The organism is Caballeronia ptereochthonis (assembly GCF_001545075.1).
Taxonomy (GTDB): Bacteria; Pseudomonadota; Gammaproteobacteria; order Burkholderiales; family Burkholderiaceae; genus Caballeronia; species Caballeronia ptereochthonis.
On the sequence record NZ_FCOB02000014.1, the window covers coordinates 37,665 to 59,158 of the forward strand.

22 protein-coding genes and 1 pseudogene are annotated in these 21,494 nt (G+C 59.9%); 9 read left to right on the forward strand and 14 right to left on the reverse strand.

The genetic code is table 11. From position 1 onward, the window contains the following. Positions 1-194: 194 nt before the first annotated feature. From AWB83_RS16125 to AWB83_RS16140, 4 genes are all read right to left on the reverse strand, one after another. A complete protein-coding gene (locus AWB83_RS16125; RefSeq protein WP_087046573.1) occupies positions 195-398 on the reverse strand; it encodes a cold-shock protein in 204 nt (67 codons plus the stop codon). A gap of 388 nt (positions 399-786) precedes the next feature. Then, positions 787-2,700 carry a hybrid sensor histidine kinase/response regulator gene (locus tag AWB83_RS16130; protein ID WP_087046574.1) on the reverse strand — a complete coding sequence of 638 codons (1,914 nt, stop codon included), beginning with the start codon at positions 2,698-2,700 and terminating at the stop codon, positions 787-789. 501 nt (positions 2,701-3,201) lie between these two features. After that, on the reverse strand, positions 3,202-3,426 hold the full coding sequence (locus AWB83_RS16135) for a hypothetical protein (RefSeq protein ID WP_087046575.1): 225 nt from the start codon (positions 3,424-3,426) through the stop codon (positions 3,202-3,204). 605 nt (positions 3,427-4,031) lie between these two features. Beyond that, a complete protein-coding gene (locus AWB83_RS16140) occupies positions 4,032-4,319 on the reverse strand; it encodes a hypothetical protein (protein ID WP_087046576.1) in 288 nt (95 codons plus the stop codon). A gap of 880 nt (positions 4,320-5,199) precedes the next feature. Here AWB83_RS16140 and AWB83_RS16155 point away from each other — a divergent pair. From AWB83_RS16155 to AWB83_RS16170, 4 genes are all read left to right on the forward strand, one after another. Continuing rightward, positions 5,200-5,415 carry a hypothetical protein gene (locus tag AWB83_RS16155; protein ID WP_087046691.1) on the forward strand — a complete coding sequence of 72 codons (216 nt, stop codon included), beginning with the start codon at positions 5,200-5,202 and terminating at the stop codon, positions 5,413-5,415. A 165-nt stretch (positions 5,416-5,580) separates the two neighbouring features. Next, positions 5,581-5,820: a hypothetical protein gene (locus tag AWB83_RS16160; RefSeq protein ID WP_087046579.1), complete on the forward strand. Its 240-nt coding sequence runs from the start codon at positions 5,581-5,583 to the stop codon at positions 5,818-5,820. 400 nt (positions 5,821-6,220) lie between these two features. Continuing rightward, complete coding sequence (locus AWB83_RS16165; protein ID WP_244197771.1) at positions 6,221-6,949, forward strand: S1 family peptidase; 729 nt, start codon at positions 6,221-6,223, stop codon at positions 6,947-6,949. A gap of 232 nt (positions 6,950-7,181) precedes the next feature. After that, positions 7,182-7,385, forward strand: coding sequence for a cold-shock protein (locus tag AWB83_RS16170; protein WP_050328720.1), 204 nt, complete (start codon positions 7,182-7,184; stop codon positions 7,383-7,385). A gap of 430 nt (positions 7,386-7,815) precedes the next feature. Here the strand turns inward: AWB83_RS16170 and AWB83_RS16175 are convergent, their stop codons facing one another. The 4 genes from AWB83_RS16175 to AWB83_RS16190 form a co-directional block, all read right to left on the reverse strand. Continuing rightward, positions 7,816-8,076 (reverse strand): hypothetical protein, encoded by a 261-nt coding sequence (locus AWB83_RS16175; protein WP_087046580.1) that lies wholly within the window; start codon positions 8,074-8,076, stop codon positions 7,816-7,818. Between the two features lie 195 nt (positions 8,077-8,271). Further along, a complete protein-coding gene (locus AWB83_RS16180) occupies positions 8,272-8,898 on the reverse strand; it encodes an NADPH-dependent F420 reductase (protein WP_279629088.1) in 627 nt (208 codons plus the stop codon). A gap of 70 nt (positions 8,899-8,968) precedes the next feature. Next, entirely contained in the window at positions 8,969-9,940 is a 972-nt protein-coding gene (locus AWB83_RS16185) for an SDR family oxidoreductase (protein WP_087046582.1), read from the reverse strand. A 115-nt stretch (positions 9,941-10,055) separates the two neighbouring features. Further along, a complete protein-coding gene (locus AWB83_RS16190; RefSeq protein ID WP_341866708.1) occupies positions 10,056-10,622 on the reverse strand; it encodes an NADPH-dependent F420 reductase in 567 nt (188 codons plus the stop codon). A gap of 126 nt (positions 10,623-10,748) precedes the next feature. Between AWB83_RS16190 and AWB83_RS16195 the strand changes: the two genes are divergently transcribed. Beyond that, the gene (locus AWB83_RS16195) at positions 10,749-11,201 is read left to right on the forward strand and encodes a winged helix-turn-helix transcriptional regulator (RefSeq protein ID WP_087046583.1); all 453 of its coding nucleotides are present in this window, start codon (positions 10,749-10,751) and stop codon (positions 11,199-11,201) included. Positions 11,202-11,555: 354 nt separating this feature from the next. Continuing rightward, a complete protein-coding gene (locus AWB83_RS37725) occupies positions 11,556-12,110 on the forward strand; it encodes an alpha/beta fold hydrolase (RefSeq protein ID WP_143750069.1) in 555 nt (184 codons plus the stop codon). A gap of 486 nt (positions 12,111-12,596) precedes the next feature. Here the strand turns inward: AWB83_RS37725 and AWB83_RS16200 are convergent, their stop codons facing one another. The 4 genes from AWB83_RS16200 to AWB83_RS16215 form a co-directional block, all read right to left on the reverse strand. Then, positions 12,597-13,328, reverse strand: a complete 732-nt coding sequence (locus AWB83_RS16200; protein ID WP_087046693.1) for an ABC transporter substrate-binding protein — start codon at positions 13,326-13,328, stop codon at positions 12,597-12,599. 87 nt (positions 13,329-13,415) lie between these two features. Next, complete coding sequence (locus tag AWB83_RS16205; protein ID WP_087046584.1) at positions 13,416-14,696, reverse strand: MFS transporter; 1,281 nt, start codon at positions 14,694-14,696, stop codon at positions 13,416-13,418. A 140-nt stretch (positions 14,697-14,836) separates the two neighbouring features. Further along, the gene (locus tag AWB83_RS16210; protein WP_087046694.1) at positions 14,837-15,886 is read right to left on the reverse strand and encodes an Ldh family oxidoreductase; all 1,050 of its coding nucleotides are present in this window, start codon (positions 15,884-15,886) and stop codon (positions 14,837-14,839) included. Positions 15,887-16,107: 221 nt separating this feature from the next. After that, the gene (locus AWB83_RS16215; protein ID WP_087046585.1) at positions 16,108-17,025 is read right to left on the reverse strand and encodes a LysR family transcriptional regulator; all 918 of its coding nucleotides are present in this window, start codon (positions 17,023-17,025) and stop codon (positions 16,108-16,110) included. Positions 17,026-17,205: 180 nt separating this feature from the next. Between AWB83_RS16215 and AWB83_RS16220 the strand changes: the two genes are divergently transcribed. From AWB83_RS16220 to AWB83_RS16230, 3 genes are read left to right on the forward strand one after another with little or no spacing between them, the layout of a single operon-like run. Beyond that, positions 17,206-17,967: an MBL fold metallo-hydrolase gene (locus AWB83_RS16220; RefSeq protein ID WP_087046586.1), complete on the forward strand. Its 762-nt coding sequence runs from the start codon at positions 17,206-17,208 to the stop codon at positions 17,965-17,967. Continuing rightward, entirely contained in the window at positions 17,964-19,292 is a 1,329-nt protein-coding gene (locus tag AWB83_RS16225) for an MFS transporter (protein WP_087046587.1), read from the forward strand. Before AWB83_RS16220 ends, AWB83_RS16225 begins: the two co-directional genes overlap by 4 nt. Before the next feature lie 48 nt (positions 19,293-19,340). Continuing rightward, entirely contained in the window at positions 19,341-20,528 is a 1,188-nt protein-coding gene (locus AWB83_RS16230) for a porin (protein ID WP_087046588.1), read from the forward strand. 397 nt (positions 20,529-20,925) lie between these two features. Here the strand turns inward: AWB83_RS16230 and AWB83_RS16235 are convergent. Together AWB83_RS16235 and AWB83_RS36505 are read right to left on the reverse strand one after the other, a co-directional pair. After that, positions 20,926-21,150: pseudogene (locus tag AWB83_RS16235) on the reverse strand (MFS transporter); the annotation flags it as partial. Between the two features lie 76 nt (positions 21,151-21,226). After that, positions 21,227-21,364, reverse strand: a complete 138-nt coding sequence (locus tag AWB83_RS36505; protein WP_159463058.1) for a hypothetical protein — start codon at positions 21,362-21,364, stop codon at positions 21,227-21,229. Positions 21,365-21,494: the final 130 nt, after the last annotated feature.

Sequence of the window (21,494 nt, forward strand, 5' to 3'; positions counted from 1 at the left end):
ATAAGGATGAGTGCTTCCCGCCGATACGGGCGGCAATGACTTGCGCTGAAGCGGCGGACATCGTTGGAGCCAACGATGAGTGAGCGAGGGAATTCTGGAAGCGCCGGGCGTATTGGGAACGCCGGCGAGAGAGGCGGGCTCGAGGGATGAAGCTTGAGCACCCGGCGTCGCGTCGCGACGCCGGGCTTGTTGCATTACAGAGGCTTGATATTCGCTGCCTGCAGGCCTTTGGGGCCGCGCTTCGTTTCGAAGGTCACTTTCTGGTTTTCAGCGAGGGTCTTGAAGCCATCGCCGCTGATTTCCGAGAAGTGCGCGAAGAGATCGTCGCCGCCATTGTCGGGGGTGATGAAACCAAAGCCCTTGCTGTCATTGAACCACTTGACGATACCGGTATCCATAAAAATCCTTGAACAGAGAAAAAAGAGGTTTGCTCCAATGAGGAGCAGCGGAAGCATCAAGGAAGGAGAGGACAACGAATACCGCGGAGGAAACGGAACTATTGATGAACAGCAATCGAATTCTTGAACTTTCGAAAGCGATACTATCATGGCCGGAACGAATCGTCAAGATTCTTCTCTCCGCAGTCGCTCCAGACTTGGGACATGGTCACACGCGCAAGCCAGGCACGTGCACGTTCAGGCGTTGTGCGGTAGCGGCGGGTCTCTATGCTGACTGTATCCCGCCTCGGACAGACGCACGTCGCACTCGACAGGTCTACGACCTCGGCGCGCGTCGGATCTGGCGGAGTTCGCATCGACCATAACGAAGGCATTTGTGCGCGTGATATCAATGCGCGATACGCAGCATCCGCACGAGGTCTGCAAGCCTGTATGGCTTGCCAACGAACGCAAAGTCATCGAGGCTCCCATGCTCCTCGGTCAGGGCCGGAAGGGCATATCCCGATGCGAGAACGATTCTGACGTCCGGGCGAAGCTGGCGGGTCGAGCGTGCAAGCTGAATGCCGTCTATCCCGTTGGGCAGCACCACGTCCGTGAACAGAATCTGGATGTCATCACCGCGCTTCAACGATTCGAGCGCATCCGCTCCGTTCCCGGCAATGAGCACGTCGTATCCGAGACTACGCAAGAGCTCGGCTGTCGCCTCGCGAAGATCCGGCTCGTCTTCGACGACCAGCACCGTATCCAGTGCCGGCTCGATCTGCGCATCGCTCGCCGCCCCGTCGGCTACAGGTAGGTAGATAGTGACAACCGTGCCCTGACCGATTTCGCTTTGCAGCTGTACCTCGCCGCCAGACTGGGCAATAAAGCCATAGACTTGACTCAATCCGAGGCCGGTGCCTTTGCCAAGCGGCTTGGTTGTGAAGAAAGGCTCGAATGCGTGCGCTGCGACGTGGCGTGACATTCCAGAACCGGTATCGGAGACGGAGAGCTTCACGAAGGCGCCAGCCGCGAGCGTGCCGATCGCCCCGTCAACCAAATGAACGTTCTCGACGGCGATTACGATTTTCCCTCCGTTCGGCATCGCATCGCGTGCGTTCACAATGAGGTTAAGCAAGGCGTTCTCGAATCGCGGAGCATCCAGAATCACAGGCTTAGGCCGGGGTTCCGGCCTGATCTCCAACTCGATCATCGGATCGGCTACGCCGCGAAGGACCACTTCAAAGCCGCGGATTACCGCGTTGAGATTGCACTTATCGAGCTTGAGCGGCTGCTGGCGCGCGAACGAGAGAAGCTGTTGCGTGAGCATCGCTCCCCGAGCTACCGCGCGTTGCATGTTTTCGAGCATTTTGACGTCGGTCTGATGCTGGGTCCGCAATGAAAGCACGTCCAGCCCGCTCGACATCACGGCCAGGAGATTGTTGAAGTCATGCGCAATGCCTCCGGTCAGCTTGCCAAGCGATTCCATCTTTTGCGATTGAAAGAGAGCTTCATTGGCGCGTTCGACCGCCTCAGCCACCTGCTTTCGTGCAGTAATGTCCCGAGTGACCTTGGCAAAGCCGATCAACTCGCCGTTGTCATTTCGAATCGCATCGACCACCACATGCGCCCAGAATCTCGAGCCGTCTTTGCGCACCCGCCATCCTTCCCGTTCAAAGCGGCCTTCGGCGCCGGCTGTCGCCAGTGTCTGCGCCGGTAATCCGCTGGCACGATCTTCCTCCGTATAGAAACAGGAAAAGTGCTTTCCCAGAATCTCGTCGTGCGTATACCCCTTGATACGTTCAGCGCCGACGTTCCAGTTGGTTACTTCGCCAGTGGGCGAAAGCATATAGATGGCATAGTCGGTTACCCCTTGCACCAGCAGACGAAAGCGCTGCTCGCTTTCGCGCAGCGCTTCCAGAGCCTGTTTCTTCTCGGTAATGTCGCGCGTAATCTTCGCAAAGCCGATAAGTCTTCCCCGATCATCGCTGACGGGGTCAATGAGGACATGTGCCCAAAATTGGTTTCCGTCTTTCCTCACGCGCCAGCCTTCGTCTTCAAACTTGCCTTCCTTAAGAGCGGTGCGTAACGCATACGCCGGCCGGCCTGCCAATTGGTCACCCTCTGTGTAAAAGACCGAGAAGTTGCGCCCGACAATCTCGCTCGCGGCGTAACCCTTGATCCGTTGCGCGCCAGCGTTCCAGGTTTTTATGACGCCGTCCAAGTCCAACATGAAGATCGCATAGTCCGTCACACCATTGACCAGCAGTTTGAAATAGTCTTCGCCGTCGGGCTCGAAGGTTGTCTCCTTGGATTCGGTCATGTCGTTGCCCGCATTTTTCGCGAGTGCTCCGCTTGAGCGTCGTAGTTAATTCGGAGCCGCATCAAACGTGCCCAAACCGGTTAAAGACACCGAGCGTGCTGATTGCGCATGGCGCTGCCGCCTCAATACTGACCTCGATCCTTGAATGTCAAATCGTGGCATCTTCCTCGCCGCCGCAGACGCGCCATGCGAGAGCTCCCGACTCGACATTGGACGGTACAGTTGCCGAAGACCTTATTACGCTACGTAAGGAGATGTCATTCTTCGAAGTCGAATTGGCGCCAGAGCGGGTCGAGCCATGCAAGTTCGTTTTGCCGGTAATGCCAACCATGTTGACTGCGGCAATCGCTTCTAAGGCACGCACTTACAGGAGAGCAGACGAAGGATACGCAGATGGACCGAATCAAAAAATCGGTTGCCAGACAGTCTCAGAAGTCACTCAGAGTTCGCCCGGAGAAATGCGTTTTGGCGGTGCGTTGCCCGTTGATTCTGGCCGGCGCTTCAGGAGAGCGGGCGCCAGTTGTGCGAGCCGCCACCGAAAGAAGCCTCGCGCCACAACGTAGCCCCAACCGCCATCAGAAGCCGAACTTCCTCGTCCCTGAGCCCCTCCCATTCGACCGCCAGCCACTGAGCAAAGCCGGCGCATGCGTCCTCGAGCCGCGTGAAATCTTTTCCTTCGATATTGATTTGCTCGAATACCGCGATCACATCTTCAGGTGTTGGCACGGCAGACTCCGAAACGTAGGTGCGCACTCTGCACGTCCCTTCGGACGCACGTCTAAATTTTCCGACTGTCACCGCTTGCCAACGATTCTGTGTCTGCACTGCGGCGCACAGTCAGCTCGGTCAAGCAGCCGAGGTCCCCTTCATTCTTGGCGCTGTCGAGCAGCCTGTCCTCTCGAGATTCATTTGTTCGAGTCCTGCGATTACGTCTTCTGCCGTCGCCATGCCGATTCTCAGATAGGGGAAGCCACTCTACTCGCCTTTCCGGCTCGCGTCCGGATCTTCGTTGCGTGTCCAGATGCGATTCCATCGCGACGCGGCCATCGTCGGCAGTCGATATGTCGTCGACTTCATATGATCGCGTCACATGGTCACTCGCTGGCCGAGCGCATCATGCGTTTTCTGCCAGGACAGCTTAAAGGTAGTCGGTGCCGATCGCAGCCGATGTTCGTGCGCATGTCTGTGAGCCGGTCGACATGCGAGGGTCGATCGACGGGCGCTCGCTGTCGCGGCATGACGTGGCGGAGCGCAAAAACGGCGCGCAAATTTGCGCGCCGTTTTTGAAGTTGGGAAGATACGAAACGGCTTCGCGACAGCGCCGCTATCGCTCACATATCGATGACCGACGCGCCCTGTATCTTTCCATCGATGATGTCTTCACCTTGCTGACGAGCGGCGCGCCGAGCAATACCGAAGTCCGCGAACACGTCCTGCCGATCCAGCTTGAAGACGCGGCTTGCGCCGGACTCGCCCGATGTGTCCGGACGACAGATGCGAACCGCAACATCGTAACCTTCGGCGTAACGCGAATGCCCGTCGAAGCGATTGAATGCGCGCGCGAAAACAAGGGGATGAAGTTCAAAGCCCTTGTAGAGGAGAGGCGGGAATGCTGGCATGATGGTCTCCTCGAAATTGATAGTCCACTATACCCGAAAAGTCAGCAGGCGCCGCGCATTTACCGCCCTCGATGCAAACGTGCGATTCGCGCGCTCGCATGGTCAACGGATCAAAGCGCACGAGCAGAACTTTCTGCCGATTAATGCATTTCGATGACTGCCTGATTTTCCGAGTGCTCCGCTTGGTGGACTCGATCATCGGCATCATGCGCATCGCAGATGACATGGCAGACGATATCCGCTGCACGACGATTTATCTGTACAACGCCACCGAAGCGCGTAGCATGACAGGAGGATCTGCGTGCTCTGCCACGGACGTCTGCGGTGCTTGTCTCCGTGTGCTGTCCCAATTCATCTCACCTGTCCTGTGACCGGCGCTTTCTGCGAGAGAGCGCGGTCGCGCGCGTTACCGCGTTCGAATATTCGGACGTGTTCACATTCATGCCGGCCGCCCTTTCAGCCGTGGGAGTAATCAATGACAACACCATATCGCCAATACCGGGGCTTCGACATTTTTCTGCTTGTGTATCCGCACCGCGCGACGCAAACGGGATTCGCTCACAACTACGACGAAGGCTTCGATGCTTCGGTTCGTATCAGCCAGTCGAATGCAGATACGGCTAGTTCACACAGTCGCGTTTTCCGCGTGCCGGTAAGTCGCCCATTCGAAAATGGAGGAGACGCGCGACGTGCCTGCGCGGTCTACGCCGAACGTTTGATCGACGGCCGCGGGCTCGACCAGAGGACGTGGGACTGGCACTAGAGAGTTCGATGGCAGCCGCAGCAACGCGACCGCGGCAACCCGTCCTGAAGCGAGGACATTCGCCGTCGCGTGGTGACGAACGCAGCGAACTCGAAGGCGTTCATCTGGGAGTTTCACATGCATTTCAATTCGAGCACTTTTCAGATCGATCCCACGCCTCGGCGCGCAGACGGCGAGTACATGGCGCACGCAAGGATCGTCTGTCGGCTCGCCGGTGGCGGCGAGCCTGACGTTCATATGAGCGGCGATCTCGCCGCATTTGATTTGCGTGAAGACGCGATCGTGTTCGCGAAGGAATGGGCCATCGCCTGGCTTGAGGCACGATTCGGATAGACCGCTTCGCGTCTCGTCCACAGGCAGGCGGAACCGGAATCGCGACCGTTGATGCTTCTGCTTGCGACCGCGCGCGGCACTGACGAGTGACTTACGCTGAACGGGAAACGTCGTCGCCCGCAGCCGTCGAGAATGTCTCGCTCAAGGATTCTCCGAGAGGTCAAAATGGAAAAGCATGAATACCGCGGATATGAGATCGCGATCGAGGTAGAGCGCCTGGTCTCGGGCCGCTTCATGATCGATTCGCGCATCACGGCGACTTCGGAGGAAGAGAAGGCGCGCAAGCTGAGGATGCCCTGGGTCGACTCCAGACAGCTGCACTCCACTGGCCAGGAACAGGCGATCGCGCGCGCGTTGAACTCATCGCGACGCGCGATCGACCAGCTAATCGAAGGCCGCAGCTAGATCCTCGAGACGAGGTGGCTGGCGGCTCGCCCGAGTGCCGCACACGCAGATGCCGCATTCAAGCGTGGCCGCGTTGCGGCCCAGGGGCGTCCGCTCGCGTGCGCTTGCCCTTCGACGATCGACCCGTGCAGGGACCCGCGTGAGCCAAGACTCGCTTCAACTCTATTGCAGTTCCAACGGAGACAAGTGGCTGCTTTGCCGCGACGAGCGCGGGCTTCCCGTCGTGCGCCACGTGCCGAACGCGGCATCGGCGGGGACGATTTCGGACGTCGCAGTCGAGCAATTTCTCGCTTCCGGCCACTTCGGACCAGAACACGATGCGCTGCTGGAACGCATCGCCGGCTTGGTGCCCTCGGGCGAATCTCCGGGCCCGGATCATCGTATCGATCATCAGACGACACTGGAGCCACTGCTCCTCACCGCGACGCGGGTGTGCACCTTCGCGCAGCAGCGGCGGCTCACGAATGCCAGCGGGTTCTTCTTCAGGCGCGGCGAACGGCTGTTCCTCGTTACGAGTCGTCACGTCGTGATCGACGCGCCAAGCCAGCATTTCCCGGATCGGCTGGAACTCGAACTTCACGTGGACGCCGCGAACCTCGGGGCTTCCGAATGGTTCTCGGTGCCGCTTTATGCGGCAGGCCAGAGTCTTTGGCGTCAGGGGATCGATGATGGTGGCGAGATCGATGTAGCCATCATCGAGATCCGACGAAGCGCGTTACCGCGGGGTGCGAGCTACTACGCATTCGGTCCGGAGCATCTGGCGGGGCCGCGGCAGATGACGCCGATCGGCGCGTCGCTTTTGATCGTCGGCTTTCCGCTGGGATTCCATGACTCGCTGCATCACCTTCCGGTCGTAAGGCAAGGCGTGCTGGCGTCGGCGTTCGGTCTTCGCTTCCAGGGCAAGGGTTGCTTTGTCACGGACGCGCGGACTCATCGCGGCACGAGCGGGGCGCCTGTCGTCATGAGCGCACGCTCGGGTGAGGACGCGCCTGGCGAACTGCCGTGGGTGCTTCTGGGCGTGCATTCGTCGACCATCGATATGGGTACGAGAGACCTGCAGCTAGACGAATCACTGGGTCTCAACAGCGCGTGGTACGCGGACATTCTGATGACCCTGACCGACCATTAGCCGGGATGCGCATCGCTTTCCTGTTCACGGTTTCTTCGCCCATCAGGTGGGCCGAAAGAGCTTGACGGTTTTCGAGGCTGAGCGTAATTTTCCTAGTTGAAGCTTTCAAGAAGCGCGATTGCTGCTCATCATTGACCGCAGCCTGCGGTATTCGTTGTCCTCTCCCTCCTTGATCCTTTGTCCCGCGACCCTACCGGGGGCGCGTCTATTCGTTCATCTTCAGGAGAGTTCCATGGATACCGGTACCGTCAAGTGGTTCAACGACAGCAAGGGTTTTGGCTTTATCACGCCCGACACCGGCGGCGATGACCTGTTCGCGCATTTCTCGGAGATTCGCGGCGAGGGGTTCAAGACGCTCGCCGAAAATCAGAAAGTCAGCTATGAGACGAAGCGCGGCCCCAAGGGTCTGCAAGCTGCGAACATCACGCCGCTTTAAGTTGCTTCGCTTCCGGTTCTGCGTGCGCGGCCGGCAGTTTCGCTGCCCGGTTGCTCAGCCACTGTCGGCCGCCGCGCCGCATCGCCGCATCGACCGGCGCTCGAATCACCTGGCGCTCGATCTTCCGACTGCGCGCATCATCCAATGGCCGGAACGCGCCGTTCGAGGCCGTCTTCCGCGAGCGTGTTCCCCAGCGCCGTAGGGAATTCCCTGATACGCGCCCAACGGCGGACCGATTGCCTCGGGCAGGATCGAAACGGCCGATTCGTTTCTTCCATGAAATGAGCCGCTGAAACCCGCGGCACCGGCGCAAATCATTGTTTCTTTCAGAAATATCGTGTCATGTCGACGGTCCGACGCGACACGAGAGTTCAAACTGAAGCGCCAGCGAACGAAGTTTCAAAGTCGAGCGAATCCCGACTGTCGGGATTCATTTAACTCTGAGCTGCTCATGCCGTTTGGATAAGGCTTTCCGAGCCCAGTGCTCAGGCAAGTTTGAACCCCTTGTTCGCTTAAGTTTGAACTCCTGGATGAGATCGATGGAATCAGCCAAAAAACCGGGAGAACAAAGAGTTTTCGAGGGCCTAATCAATACCTTCATAAAAACCGACAGGTCGGCGCGGAATGCACTTGCCAACCCGGCAATGGAGTCACCGATGACCTGCCCCCTGAACTTCATGCCGGTAGCCATGTCCCCATGTATCCTTCTTCAGAGAACATGGAGACAAACTTCTCGATATCCGTTACTCGGCCTTCCGTGGCGGCGTAGGGTTCACGAATGATTTCTCCACTACTGAGAATCCTGAATCCATCCTGTAGTCGGTGCCGTCTCTCGACTTGCTCTCAATGGTGTCGTGCACCTGCTGGTGAGGCTGTGGCCGGTGATTCAGCCGAGATCGACGTTCAAGGCGAAGTCCCATGTGCCGGCGCCGTTTTTGGCCAAGCCTATCATCATCAGGCCGAGCGCCTCTAGTGTCTGGGCCATCTGCAAGCCGCCCACGTCAAACGGACGCAGCCCGAGACTTTCGAGGAAGGTCGAGACGCGGACCTTCGCCTTCGCATCGTCGGCTGCGATGAACGCGTCGAGGCGTCCACCCTTGGCGAGTACGTGACCGAAGATGGTATTGAAGGCCTTGACCACATGCGCGCCGGCGGGGATGCCCTTGGCGGTCTCCTGCGCTCCGGAACTGCCGGGTGGGGTCAAGAGGCCCGAAAGGTCGGGGGCAACCGGGTTGGTGATGTCGATGATCACCTTGCCGTCGAGCGCTTTCCCAAAGTCGGCCGCCACCGCCGCCGCGCTGGCGTACGGCACGGCGAGGACGACGATGTCGCCCGCCGGCGCGGCGCCGTACTTCCCTGTGATCGCTCCGGATGCGAGCTGGTCGGCCAGTGCCTGCGCCTTTGCGTTATCGCGGCTGATCACCTCGACAGTCTGTCCAGACCTGGCGACACGGCCAGCGATCGCAGTGGCCATGCCTCCTGATCCGATAATGCTGATAGTGCTCATGTGCAGTTTCCTCGTTAGTTGGGATATCGTTGTCTGCCGGGCTTGTTGCGACGCGGCTGCTTGCCGTCAGCCCAGTTCAGCCGGCGGGGAAATAATGACCGTTGTCCATGTCCTCGAGCAGACCCGGCTGAGCAGGCTCCCAGCCGAGAGCCTTGCGCGTGATGGCACTGGACGCCGGGAAGTCGCCCATGACCAAAGCCGAGAGAAACCCGAAGTAGCCCGGCACCATCAGTTCGTCAGCGGGAATGCTCACAGCGGGCAGGCCCAGGCGAGCGGCGATGGCCTCAGCAATCTCACGGAACCGGATACCTTCGTCGGCAACCGCGTGCCAGGTCTTGCCGGCAGGACCTTTCTCCAATGCCAGTCGGAACAAAGAGGCCAGATCGCGGATGTGCACGGCGGGCCACCGGTTCTCGCCGTCTCCGGGGTAGCCGATGACGCCCTTCTCCTTCGCGAGCCCGATCAGGATCTGGAGGAAGCCGACGCGATCGGCCGTGCTGTGTGCGATGAGGGGAATCCGCACGACCGAAGACCGCACGCCTTGCTCGGCAAGACCGACGACAGCGGTCTCCACGACGTTGCGAGCCCGCAGGGTGCCGGCGTCCAGGGGCCTGCTAGGAAGGGCGGGGTCATCCTCGGTCGCCGGTCGGCCCAGGCTGACCGGTGCGACAATAGGGGCTTCCCGACCCACGTTCGTGGGTGCGCCGATGCTGCCTGCAACGACCAGCGGTTTTCCGGTCCCCGCCAGCGCCTCGCCGAAAGCGAGCACGATTGAGAGTTCCGAATCGCCTAAGGCGGTGATCCCACCAGCCTGAAGCAGGTCAGCCCGGTATCCGACATGGATGACACCGTCGGACTCGGCCGCTGCCGCCTTGAGCCCATCGAGGTCGCTAAGATCTCCGCGACGCGCCTTGGCGCCGAGCGCGGACACCGCAGCCGCCGAGTCGTCCGTTCGGGCCAAGGCGGTGACCTCGTGGCCGGCCGCGACGAGGTGGGGAATGATGTGCGAACCGGCGTGGCCGGTCCCGCCAGTGACGAAGACGTGCATGTAACTGCTCCTTGTGAGTGATGCGAGAAGTGGTGGTACCCGTGCGCTCAGCCGGGAAGGCCGATACCGAGTGAGAAGTTGGTGTGGTTGACGGAGTGGGTGACGAGGCCTAGCGTCAGCAGGACAGCGTGCTCCAGCGTCCGCGCCATGGGCAACTTCCCGTATCCATCGGGCGCAGCCCGAGGCTTTCGATGCATGCCGAGACGCGTCCCTTCGCCTGCGCGTCGTCCCCGGCGAGGAACACGTCCAATGGGTTGCCTCCGCCTGGCCTCGCAGCCAGTACGTGAGAGAACTGGGTATTGAACGCCTTGACGACATCCGCATCGGCGGGGGCGACCTTGACGATCTCCGGCGCGCCGAAACTGTCCTCAGAGGTCACAAAGCCCCTGAAGTCGGCGTCGATGGGGTTGGTGATGTCGACGAGGAGCTTGCCTGACAGCCCCTCGCGGTACTGCCTCACCATGTCGAGAACGGCTGCGTAGGGAATCGCCAGGATGACGATGTCTGCGGCCGGGGCCGCGCCGAACGTTCCTCTCGTCGCGCCAGCTCCGACCTGCCCGGCCAGCATCGGCGCCTTGGCGGTTTCGCGACTCGTCACCTCGACAGTGTGTCCGGCCCTGGCGGCGAGACCGCCGATCGCTGCGGCCATGCCACCTGCGCCGATGACGCTGATAGTGCTCAAGTAACGTCTCCTTGTGAGTCGATAGGTGCTCGCATTCTCTAAGGGTCATGCTAGCCAAATGACTTGCAAAAAACAAGTAATCATGAAAATTTACTTGCGTCATGCAAGTGATGTTAGAGTCTAGCTATGAAGACGACATCGAAAGAAGACGTTCGGTCCCACTGCGCAGTGAACTACGGCGTGGAGATATTCGGCGACCGGTGGTCGCTCCTGATCATTCGTGACATCGTTTTTGTTGGCAAAAAGACATATGGCGAGTTCCTGAAATCGGAAGAGGGCATCGCGACCAATGTCCTTGCTTCTCGACTTGCCTTTCTTGAGGCGCAGGGAATTCTCTCGAGGGCGCCCAACCCCGGCGACAGGCGCAAGGACTTCTATACTCTGACCGAGAAGGGCCTGGACCTCATTCCCATCATGTTTAACATAGTCATATGGAGTGCGAAGTACGATTCGAAGTCGTACGTCCGGCAAAGCAAGGAGTTTTTTGCTCGATTAAGTCGAAACCCAATGCAAGTCAGCGAAGAGGTGAAAGCGCTGGTGCGCAATGGCGGATGTGTCTTTCCTGAGAGCAAGGAATGAACAAGACGGTAAGCGCCGTGTCACGTCGCGCGAACCGATATGCACACGCCACCACCGGCTATCAGGTGAAGTTGCACCTACCCCAGTTGCTGCTCCAGGTTCGAAAGACTTAAATCATTAACAGCAAGAGGCAGAACGGGTCCATCTTGGTGTACACGTTCAAAAAATAAGCAGTTGAGTGTGCTGAGCGTGCAGAAGATGTAAGTTCCCTCAGAGTTCTTCCTTGTGGACAGGTTGACTTTCGAAAAAAGTGTGCTGGTCTGCGAGTGCACGAAGATATGTCACTCGGACAGCGGCGGAAGGTTCCATTGTGATCAAACTATTGGAGATCTGAAATGGGAATGAACAACCGAGATTGCGGGTGATTGTGCTTCACGGCGCGCACGGGGAGCCGGCTACGAATTGGTTTCCGTGGTTCAACTCGGCACTGAGCGAAGAAGGTATCGATGTACTACGGCCTTAGCTTCCACTCCGGAAGGTCAGTCTTTGGAAGCCTGGCTCGATGACTATGATCGTGCGGTTGAACCGTCGTCTTTGGCCCCGACTATCCTGGTTGGGCATAGCTTGGGAGCAGTATTCGCGCTGCGATTGGTAGAGCGGTCAATAGAGCCGTTTCACGGCTTGTTCCTGGCCTCGCCATTCATCGGTGCGCTAGGCCTTCCCGACTACGACACTATCAATCATTCGTTCTTTGCTGAATCGTTCGATTCGGCCGGCATCCGCGATCGAAAAGGCAAAGCGGGGCGATGCTGGGCGGGCGACAACGTTCCCTACGTTCCACTCGCGCGGTCGCAGGAGGGTAGCCCGCAGCCTGGAAATGCCAATCGAGATTGTCCCTGGCGGCGGCCATTTCAACTGCGAGACGGGATTCAATGCTTTCCCTCGATTGTTCGAAGCTATTCTGACTGAATGCGGCAGCACGGCGACCTGAGTATTTGTTTTACTCGTCGTATGAACGCAGGCGCGTCTTCAGGAGGGGTAAACGGAACTGCGATGACACTGCAACTGCTCACAGGATCAACCTCTGGCATGGCGACGTCATGAGTGCGGTCGCGAATGACCGTTTGTGGACTTGGAAACGACCTCGCGGCAACATAGGACGGTCGGCCGCCGTGGATCGACTGTTGCCCGACGCGGCCGATCTGTGGCCGACGACGCCCGCCGGTCGACGTCGGACCGGGGTCGGCCAGGAGGAGACGTTCGCCCGCTGGGTTGTCCATTCAGACGCCCGCTTTACTTGGATACCTGTCGTCGAAGCGTTGAAACCATGACAGCGCGATCGGCGGCAACGGAAGCTGTACTGGCCCAGCCTAACAATGTGTCGACCGAGGCATTGTCCTCCGGTAAGTGGAGTCACGACTGCATACAGGAAATGCGAGGCGTGCATGGTCTGGGTTACGCGGGCGGCGCCACTGACGCGCCGATAATGTTGTGCCGTGCGAGTGCTTGGGCGACGAGCCCCGATAACTTCGCTTCCTCGACAAACGCACCCAATGCTTGTGCTGCCGCGGTGCCACGGCTTTTCGGCATGCCCATCGCCTGACGGATCACCATGAATCGCTCGTCTAGCAGGCGCAGGCCCGACGTCTCGCGGGCATCGGCTTCGAGCTGCTGCTTTACTCCCGCTGCGACTTCGAGGTCCTGTTCGAGGAATGTTCGCACGACGGTGGGTGAGGTCGGTGCGCGCACGATCTGCGCATGTTTCAGTTCGCGCGTGAGGAAAAGATCGTAAGCGCTGCCTTTGCCAACGACCAAGCGGTTTCGCGGCTGGTCGACATCTTCGTTGCGGCGAATTGGCGATGCGTCGCGCACGAGGTAATAGCCTTCGATCAGCACATACGGCTCGGTAAACGCTATGGTTTCGCCCCGCTGCGGGTCCACGGCGAAGAAGCCAAAGTCCGCGCGCTCCTCGCTTACCGCCTGGACGGATTCGCCAGCCGAATCGAACACCACGAGTTCCAGTTCTACGTCGAGCGTTGCCGCAAACGCGCGCGCGAGATCGACCGAAACACCGGCCGGCGCACCGGATGCGTCCTTGCCCGCAAGAATCGGATTGCCCAGGTTAATTGACGCGCGCAGCTTGCACCTGGGGGTGAAGGCTCGAATGATTGACGATTCGGGTGTCATCATGATGGGATGAGATTTGAGTTAGAGATTCTTTTATATGTGCAGTAGTTCGCTGGGGAGTGCCGTGGCGGATTTGCGCCTGGGCGTTCAGCCACAGATGCGCGCTTCATTCGATTCGAACTGCGCCGTGGCTCGCGGACGCAGCAGGATCGCTACGGCGAGGACACTGACGAGCGAGATGCTGCCCGCCAGCACGAACGCGCTAAAGAACGTATGGCTCTGCTGGACGAGAAATCCCGTCAGGGCCGGGCCGACGATGCCCGCGCAGTTGGCTATCGAATGCACGCAGCCGCCGACGCTGCCGAGCTTCGGTCCGGGTATGGTGTCCTGAATCAGCGCCCAGTACGTGCTCCCACTCAGATACAACGCGAACACCGCGATGGCCATCAGCAACAGCGCGCTAGCCGTGGTCGTGACAGTGCCCGCAAGTGTGACGCAGATGCCCGCGGCGCCGAGGCACACAATCAATACCCACTTGCGAGCGCGCAACGCGTTGCCCGTACGACGAAAGATCCAATCGGACAGCGCGCCGCTCAAGCCATAACCGATGAAGCCCAGCAGCCAAGGGAGAACCGTCGCGAGACTCATACTTTTCAGGCTCAGATGGCGGTCCATCGTCAGGAAGCTCGGGAACCATGTGAGGAAGAAGAAAAGGACGTAGCTATAGCCAAAGTACGAAATCATCGCCGCGAGAATGGCGGGCTGCTTCAGGTAGAAACCGAGGCGCTTCACGTCGGCGGGATCTTCGGAAACGCTGCGGTCGGATTCGATCATGAGGCGCTCATCGTTCGATACGCGCGGATGCTGATGGGGCTTGTCTGTGGCCAAGAAGTGCCAGAAGATCAGCCAAATCAGCCCGAAACACGCAACGCCCGCGAATGCGACGCGCCAGCCGTAGGCAGCCGTCAACAGGCCGACCACCGGACCCGCCAATGCGCCGCCCAGCGGCAGTCCACAATTGGCGAAACCGAAGGCGGTAGCCGACTCCCTGTGAGGGAACCAGTTATTGACCATCTTGTTGATCGTCGTCGCGAGCGGTCCCTCGGCCATGCCGAAGAGAGTGCGGATCGCTAGCAGCGAGCCGAAGCCGGTAGCGAGGCCGGTCGCGCCGCACAACAACGACCACGCCAAGATCGCGCCGGAGAACACGCGCTTGCCGCCCCACCGGTCGGCCGCCCAGCCGCCGATGAAATTGAATGCCGCATAGCCGATGAAAAAGGTCGAAAACACCAGCCCGAGGCTGGCCGGTGAGATGTGCAGTTCCTGCGCCACGGCGGGGGCGGCGACGGACAGCGCCGAGCGGTCGAGATAATTGATGAAGCCTGCAATGAACAGCAGCAGGACGATGCGCCAACGGATGTTTGTCACCTATTGCTCCTTGGAGCTTATTATGTATTTGAGACCGGGCGCTCGAACGAGCCACCCGGCCCGTCAATTCTGCCTGCTCGCCGCCACGCCGCACGTGCATGGCGGCGCAGGGCTGCGGACCTGACGGACGAATCGAAGCCTCAACGCTGCGGCTGTGCGGCCGCTTGCAGCATCGCCAACTGTGCCGCGCCAATGTCGATGCCTTCGGCCATCTGGCGTTCCAGCCGGCCAAGTTCGATCTCGCCGGGCACAATCACCGGCGCATCCGGATCGGCGGGCTCGGAGCCGTGCAGGATTGCCGCATAGTCGGCCATACGCGCGGCGAGCCACGCACCGCTGCCGAGCTTGGACGTATCAATCAGAATGAAGAAGTGGCCAAGATTTTGCGGCTCTTCGGGGTCGTCTTCCCACGACTTGACGTGCGTCAGGTACGCCGCGCCGGAAAGCAGTCCAGCGAACAGATCGACGACGAGCGCGAGCCCGTAGCCTTTGTGGCCGCCGATCGGAAGCAGGAAGCCGTCGAGTGCGGCTTTCGGGTCGGTTGTCGGCTTGCCCTGCGCATCGGTCGCCCAATCGCCCGGAATCGCTTCGCCGCGCTTGAGCGCGTTGCGAATTTTGGCTCGCGCGGCGACGCTAATCGCCATGTCCAGAATGAACGGATGGCCGTCCGGGTTCGGGACGCCGAACCCGACGGGGCTGTTGCCCAAGCGCGCGTCGGTGCCGCCCCACGGCGCGATCGTCGTCGTCGCGTTGCTGCCGATAATGCTGGCAAACCCCTGCGTGGCGGCGAGGTACGAATACGGCGACACCGGGCCGAAATGATTGCTGCCGCGGACGAATACGCACGCGATGCCGTTTTTGCGCGCGGCCGTCATCGCCAGATCGAGTGCCCGATAGCCGACGAGCGGGCCGATGCCATTGTCGCCGTCAAGGCGGTGAAGCGCCGGGCCGACCTGTTGGGTCGTGATCGACGGCGTGGGATTGATGCCGCCGATGCGCAGGCGAGAGCCGTACGATTCAATTCGGCTTGTGCCGTGAGTGCGCAAACCGAACAGGTCGGCGAGCACGAGAATAGTGGCGGTATCGGTAGCGTCGGTGCGATTCAGGCCGAGCGCGCAGAGTGCTTCGATGGTCAGCTCGGTCAATTGCGCCTTGCTGACGGTGCCGTGGGTTGCGGTGGGGTCGGTCATGGACGGGTCGTCTCCTTCGATCAAAAAATCGTGCGATTCAAGCGGCTGCTGCGGCACAGCGCTTGTGTTTCGCACATGATCGGACAGAAGACATTCGCATGACAAACGCATATTTTCGTTCGATTGGTGTGTCACGCGCACGAATGGGAAGGGAAACGATGCGACGCCGGTTACGAGGCAGGTCACTGCGCGCTGCACGAGGTTTGGACGAGGGGCTTCACTTAGCCAGCAGTGCTCGCGGGCAGCGCATCCGATGCGCGCATCTCCGTCAGCAACTGAAGGAAGAAGCGTCCAGCGGAAGACAAGCCGCGTCCGCGACGCTGGAGTACGCCCAGCGTGCGCCGAATCGGCGGATCGACGAGCGCGACGCTGGTAAGCGCCTTGTGCGGGCCCCGCGGCATAGCGAGGCGAGGCACGACGCCTACGCCAAGCCCCGCTTCGATCAGGCTCACGAGTGCCGGCACATGGCGCACTTCGCAAAACCATTTCGGCCGGTCAGCCACGCCCGCCAGGCCTTCGTCTATGACCGCGCGGTTGCCGCTGCCTTGTGCGATGGCCAGATAGTCAAGGTCCCCCAGTTCCGCCCAGGTGACGGATTTGCGCTTCGCCAGCGGATGACTGCGCGGGCAGGCGAGAACGAAAGGGTCATCAAGGAGCGGCGTGAACTCGATGTCAGGCTCCTGCGTGCCGACATAAGTGAGACCAAAATCGGCCTCGCCGCGCGCGACGGCGAGAAAAACCGTCGAAGACGGCTCGTCAATCAAGCGCAGTCGGATGCCCGGGTAACGCTGGTGATAGACCCCAATCGCTTCCGGAAGAAAATAACGCACTGCCGAGGGCACGCATGCAATCGTGAGTTCGCCGGTCATGTTCCGTGCAAGATCGTCGAACTCAAGTATCGAATTATCGATCTCGTTGAGGATTCGATACGCGCGCTCCAGAAAGCCGCGACCGACGATGGTTAGATCCATTTTGCGCGTGGTTCGCTCGAAAAGCCTGACGCCCAAAGCGTCCTCCAGCTTCTCGATTCGACGCGATAGCGCCGACGCCGAAAGATGCAACGTGTCCGCGGCAGCACGAAAGCTGCCCAGGTCAGCTGTCGCGACGAAGGCGCGCAAATCGGATATCTCGAAGTTCATTCCAATGGTCACACCGGCCGGTAAAAGAGTCGCTCAGTGTCAACCCACCGGCGCGCGGTGTCAATTCGTGCGTGCGACACACGAATCAGCCGATTTTTTGCGCTTAACCCGCTGCGCGGTTTGGCTGATCATCTTGGAAAACGATCCGGCAGGCTCGAACAATTAAAGAATGGAGACGATATGTATCAGGTAGATGTCCTGATCCAGGGCTATCCAGGCAAGGCGGTATGCCACGGCGGTCTGGGTTGGAGCACGATTGCATTGCTTCGTGGTCGCAACCGTACGATTCTCATCGACGTAGGCGCATTCGGCGTGCGTCGAGAGTTACTCAAGCAACTGCGCCAGCACGGGGTGGAACCAGAAGCCATTACCGATGTCGTGCTGACGCACGCGCACTACGATCACTCGGTCAACTTTACGCTGTTCCCAACGGCCACGATCTGGATCGGCGAGGACGAGCTTGCGTGGGCCGAGCGCCAGCCGCCCGGGTTCAATCCGCTGCCGGAACTGTATGTCCGCGAGTTGGCGGCCTCTTCGCGCGTTCGCCGTGTGGCGGCCAACGAGATGTTCATTGAGGGCATCCGCGCGATTCCCGCGCGAGGCCACACACCGGGTAGTCTGCTGTTCCATCTCGAGGCTAACGAGCCGCCCGTATTGTTTACGGGCGACGCCGCGAAGAACCGCGCCGAACTGCTGTCGCACGACGTGGACGCGACCGCTGACAGGGCGGAGAGTCAGGACACGATAGACCGAATCTGGAGACTATGGCGAGCAACACCCGGCGCCATTCTGATACCGGGGCACGATCTGAGCATGCGGCTCGATGATAACGGCAATCCGGCATACACCGGCCGCCGCTCGGCCGCCATCGCGGCGTGGTTCGGCGAATCGATCGAGCTGACGGCGAAGATCGACCTTGAAAAGTCATCGGAGGCGGCATGATGCAACGCGCCCGTGCTTACGAGGGAGAAAACGCGGTCACGCTGCGCAAGGTCACCTGGCGGCTGGTCCCGTTCCTGATGCTGTGCTATTTCATCTCCTATCTCGACCGCATCAACATCGGCTTCGCCGCGCTGGAGATGCGCGGCGAGCTGCACCTGAGTCAGACGGCCTACGGTCTCGGCGGCAGCCTGTTCCTTGTCAGTTATTGCCTGTTCTCGGTGCCTAGCAACCTCGGTCAAAAACGATTCGGGACGCGCCGATGGATCGGTTTCCTCATGATTCTGTGGGGCGCATTGTCGATGGCGATGGCCAGTGTAAAGGGACCGGCGCTGTTCTATTTGCTGCGGTTCCTTGTCGGCGCGGCGGAAGCTGGATTCTTCCCGGGCGTGGTGTTCTATATCACCCGCTGGTTTCCGACCAGCTACCGTGCGCGCATCGCATCGATCTTTCTGCTTGCGGTCCCGCTGTCGAGCTTCGTCGGTTCGGCGATCTCTGGTTCGTTAATGGAATTACACGGCTATGGGCTCAGCGGATGGCAGTGGATGTTCCTGCTCGAGGGCGCGCCGTCGATTTTGCTCGGTCTGTGCTTCCTGTGGCTAATGGCGGACGGCCCGAAGGAGGTGAACTGGCTCTCGTATGACGAGAAGCAGGCGCTAAGCGAGGCACTCCGCACCGAGGAGGAGGCGAAACCGCCAAGCGCGCAGCGGTCGATACTCCGTCTGATAATCGACCGGCAGGTTCTGGCGCTATCGCTGACTTATTCCGGCGTACTCTCCGTAGGAGTGTGCCTGTCGCTGTGGCAACCGCAACTGATCAAGTCGTTTGGCCTGACGAACTTCCAGACTGGACTTCTGAGCAGCGTTCCGTTTGGCGTGGCCACGGTAGTCATGGTGTTGTGGGGACGCAGTTCGGACCGCAGCAACGAGCGTGTGTGGCACACCGTCTTTGCGCTGACGCTCTCGGCGATGGCAATGCTGGCGACGTTCATAGTCCATTCGCTGGCCGCGACGATCGTGCTGCTCTCGTTGATGCTGATCGGCAGCTACTCGTCGAAGGGGCCGTTCTGGGCGCTCGTCACGCAACGGCTGTCGGCGCGCGACGTGTCGGCAGGACTGTCGATCGTGAGCGGCGTGGGCAGCATGGCTACCGCGCTAACGACATGGCTGTTTGGTGTGGTACGCGAGCAAACCGGTAGCTTTGAACTAGCGCTGCTTCCTCTGACCGTGCTCGCCGCTTGCGGCTCCGTGGCGCTGTTCTTCGCAAAACCCCGAGCCGACGATGTCACGCCGGTTCAGATGGCACGTGTCGGCGGAACGGAGCAGTAGAAGCGCCGCCATGCTATCCCCATCGGTCGTTGGTTGTGGTAATTCGTAATTCCATGCGCTGCCAACGCGCAAAGCGGGGTGACGCTGTACGGTATTGTCGATAGTGGAATCAACTATACGAACAACATACAGTCGTCGCGGACGACATCCAGCTTTACCGGCGGACATCAACTCGCAATGATTGAGGGCGGTTCGGCCGGTCTTCAAGGAAGCCGCTGGGGATTGCGAGGTGCGGAGGATCTCGGCGGTGGGCTGAAGGCGCTGTTCGTGCTTGAAAGTGGCTTCTATAGCAACAACGGCGTGTTAAATCAAGGTGGCGCGGAATTCGGCCGACAGGCGTATATCGGGTTGACCAATCAGCTTGGAACGCTGACGCTCGGCCGTCAATACGACCCTGTCGTGGATCTATATGGGCCGTTTCTCGCAGCACCACAGTGGGGTGGTTACATGACTTCACATCCTGGCGATGTGGATGATGCACTTAACACACGACGCATCAACAACTCAATCAAGTTTCGCAGTGCGACGTATCAGCGCCTTACCGTCGAAGCGATCATAAGTCTCGGTGGAACGGCTGGATCGTTCTCCAACAACCGGATCTGGGGTGCGGGAGCCGGATATGCCGCCGGACCGTTCTCGATCGGTGCGGGCTATCTGAACGTTCGTAATCCCAACACGTCGTTCTTCGGTGCGAATCCAAATGCAGGACCAGCGACTAGCAATAATCTCGGCAGCTTCGGTAGCGCGACGAGTCCTGAGAGCAACCCTGTGTACGCAGGCTACTCGTCTGCTAAGAGCCTGGAGATCGCGGCCGTTGGCGCGGGCGTTAGTCTCGGCGCAGTGAACGTCAATCTCGCGTATTCGAACACGCGTTTTGAGGATTTGGGATCGAAATCAGGGCCGAATACACTGGGCTATCGTGGCACGGCGGCGTTCAACAACGTCGAGATCAACGCGAAATATCGGCTCACATCATCGCTATTGATGGGCGTTGCGTACGACTGCACCCGCAATGCAGGCGCGGGCGGAAAAGGCGGCGCCAACTACAATCTCTTCAGTGCGGGGGCAGATTATTTTCTATCGCAACGCACCGACGTGTACACGGTCGCGGCCTATGAAAAGGCGAGCGGCGTAGATTCTTTGGGCCAAAACGCCGTGGCGCAGGTGACCGGGGTCACGCCCTCGACGACGAACAAGCAGGTTTCGTTGCGCTTCGGGATGAGGCACAAATTTTAGCGACGGCCTCCCCACAATTTCAATGCGGCCCGGGAGCTTAGGGGACGAACTGTACGGTCGTATCGCCTCTCCTTCATTGATTCATTCGAGCAACGTTGTGTCACGCCTAAAGTACTCAGGAGTTCTTTTCAAATGCCAGCACGAATTTGGAGCCCGGAACCGTCCGCAGGGCGATCAAGTTTGGCTTGAGCTAACTTTTCCGATTGACGGTAAGGTCGCCACCGCAGGCGGGGCGAATCAGTCTGACATGCGCTGACAACTTTCGGGGCTGGCGCATTCCTTTCCGGCTCAGCCCCGTTCTGGTCTTCGTCGGTTTTTGAATTTGTTGCCGCGGCTAACGCAAACCCTGTGCCATTGCAGGATCGCCAATAGCCGCAAGTAAGCTCGTCGCGACAACCCATGCGCCGATTTCGCTGGCGGTCAACAGGTCATTGAGCAGATAGCCGAGGGCGGCTGCGACCACGATTGCGACCTGCCGGCTCGCGGACTGCCAGCTCGTATAGAAGCCCTTGTGTCCCGGCGTCGCCGTTTGCGCCAAATAGACAGAGACACCGCCGAGCGCCGCGCCCGCGGAAAAGCCTTGCAGCAAGCGCCTGAGCAGCACGAGGGCGAGCCCCAAAGTCCGATCAACCCTTTGCGCGCGGCGGCCGCTATCGGAATGCGTCGGGCGCTATACGGTAGGGTTGAATGCGGGGTGGTCAACGCTCGGCGTTTTGCCAGCCCGGTGAGCCATCGACACGATCGCTCGGGCCATTCTCGATGAAATCGTCCTGGAAGCTCTGGCCGATCAAATTCTCGTAGTCCGCCGACTCGCTACTGACGATGGCTCGGAACATTCGAATTAGTGCGTATTGCGTGGTTCGCGTGGTTCGCGTGGATCGTCGTGCAGAACGTGCGCGTCGGCTGAGCGCCGATTCGCGCCGGAAACAGCAGGATCGTCCTATCCGCGAGACGGTCGAAGGCCGG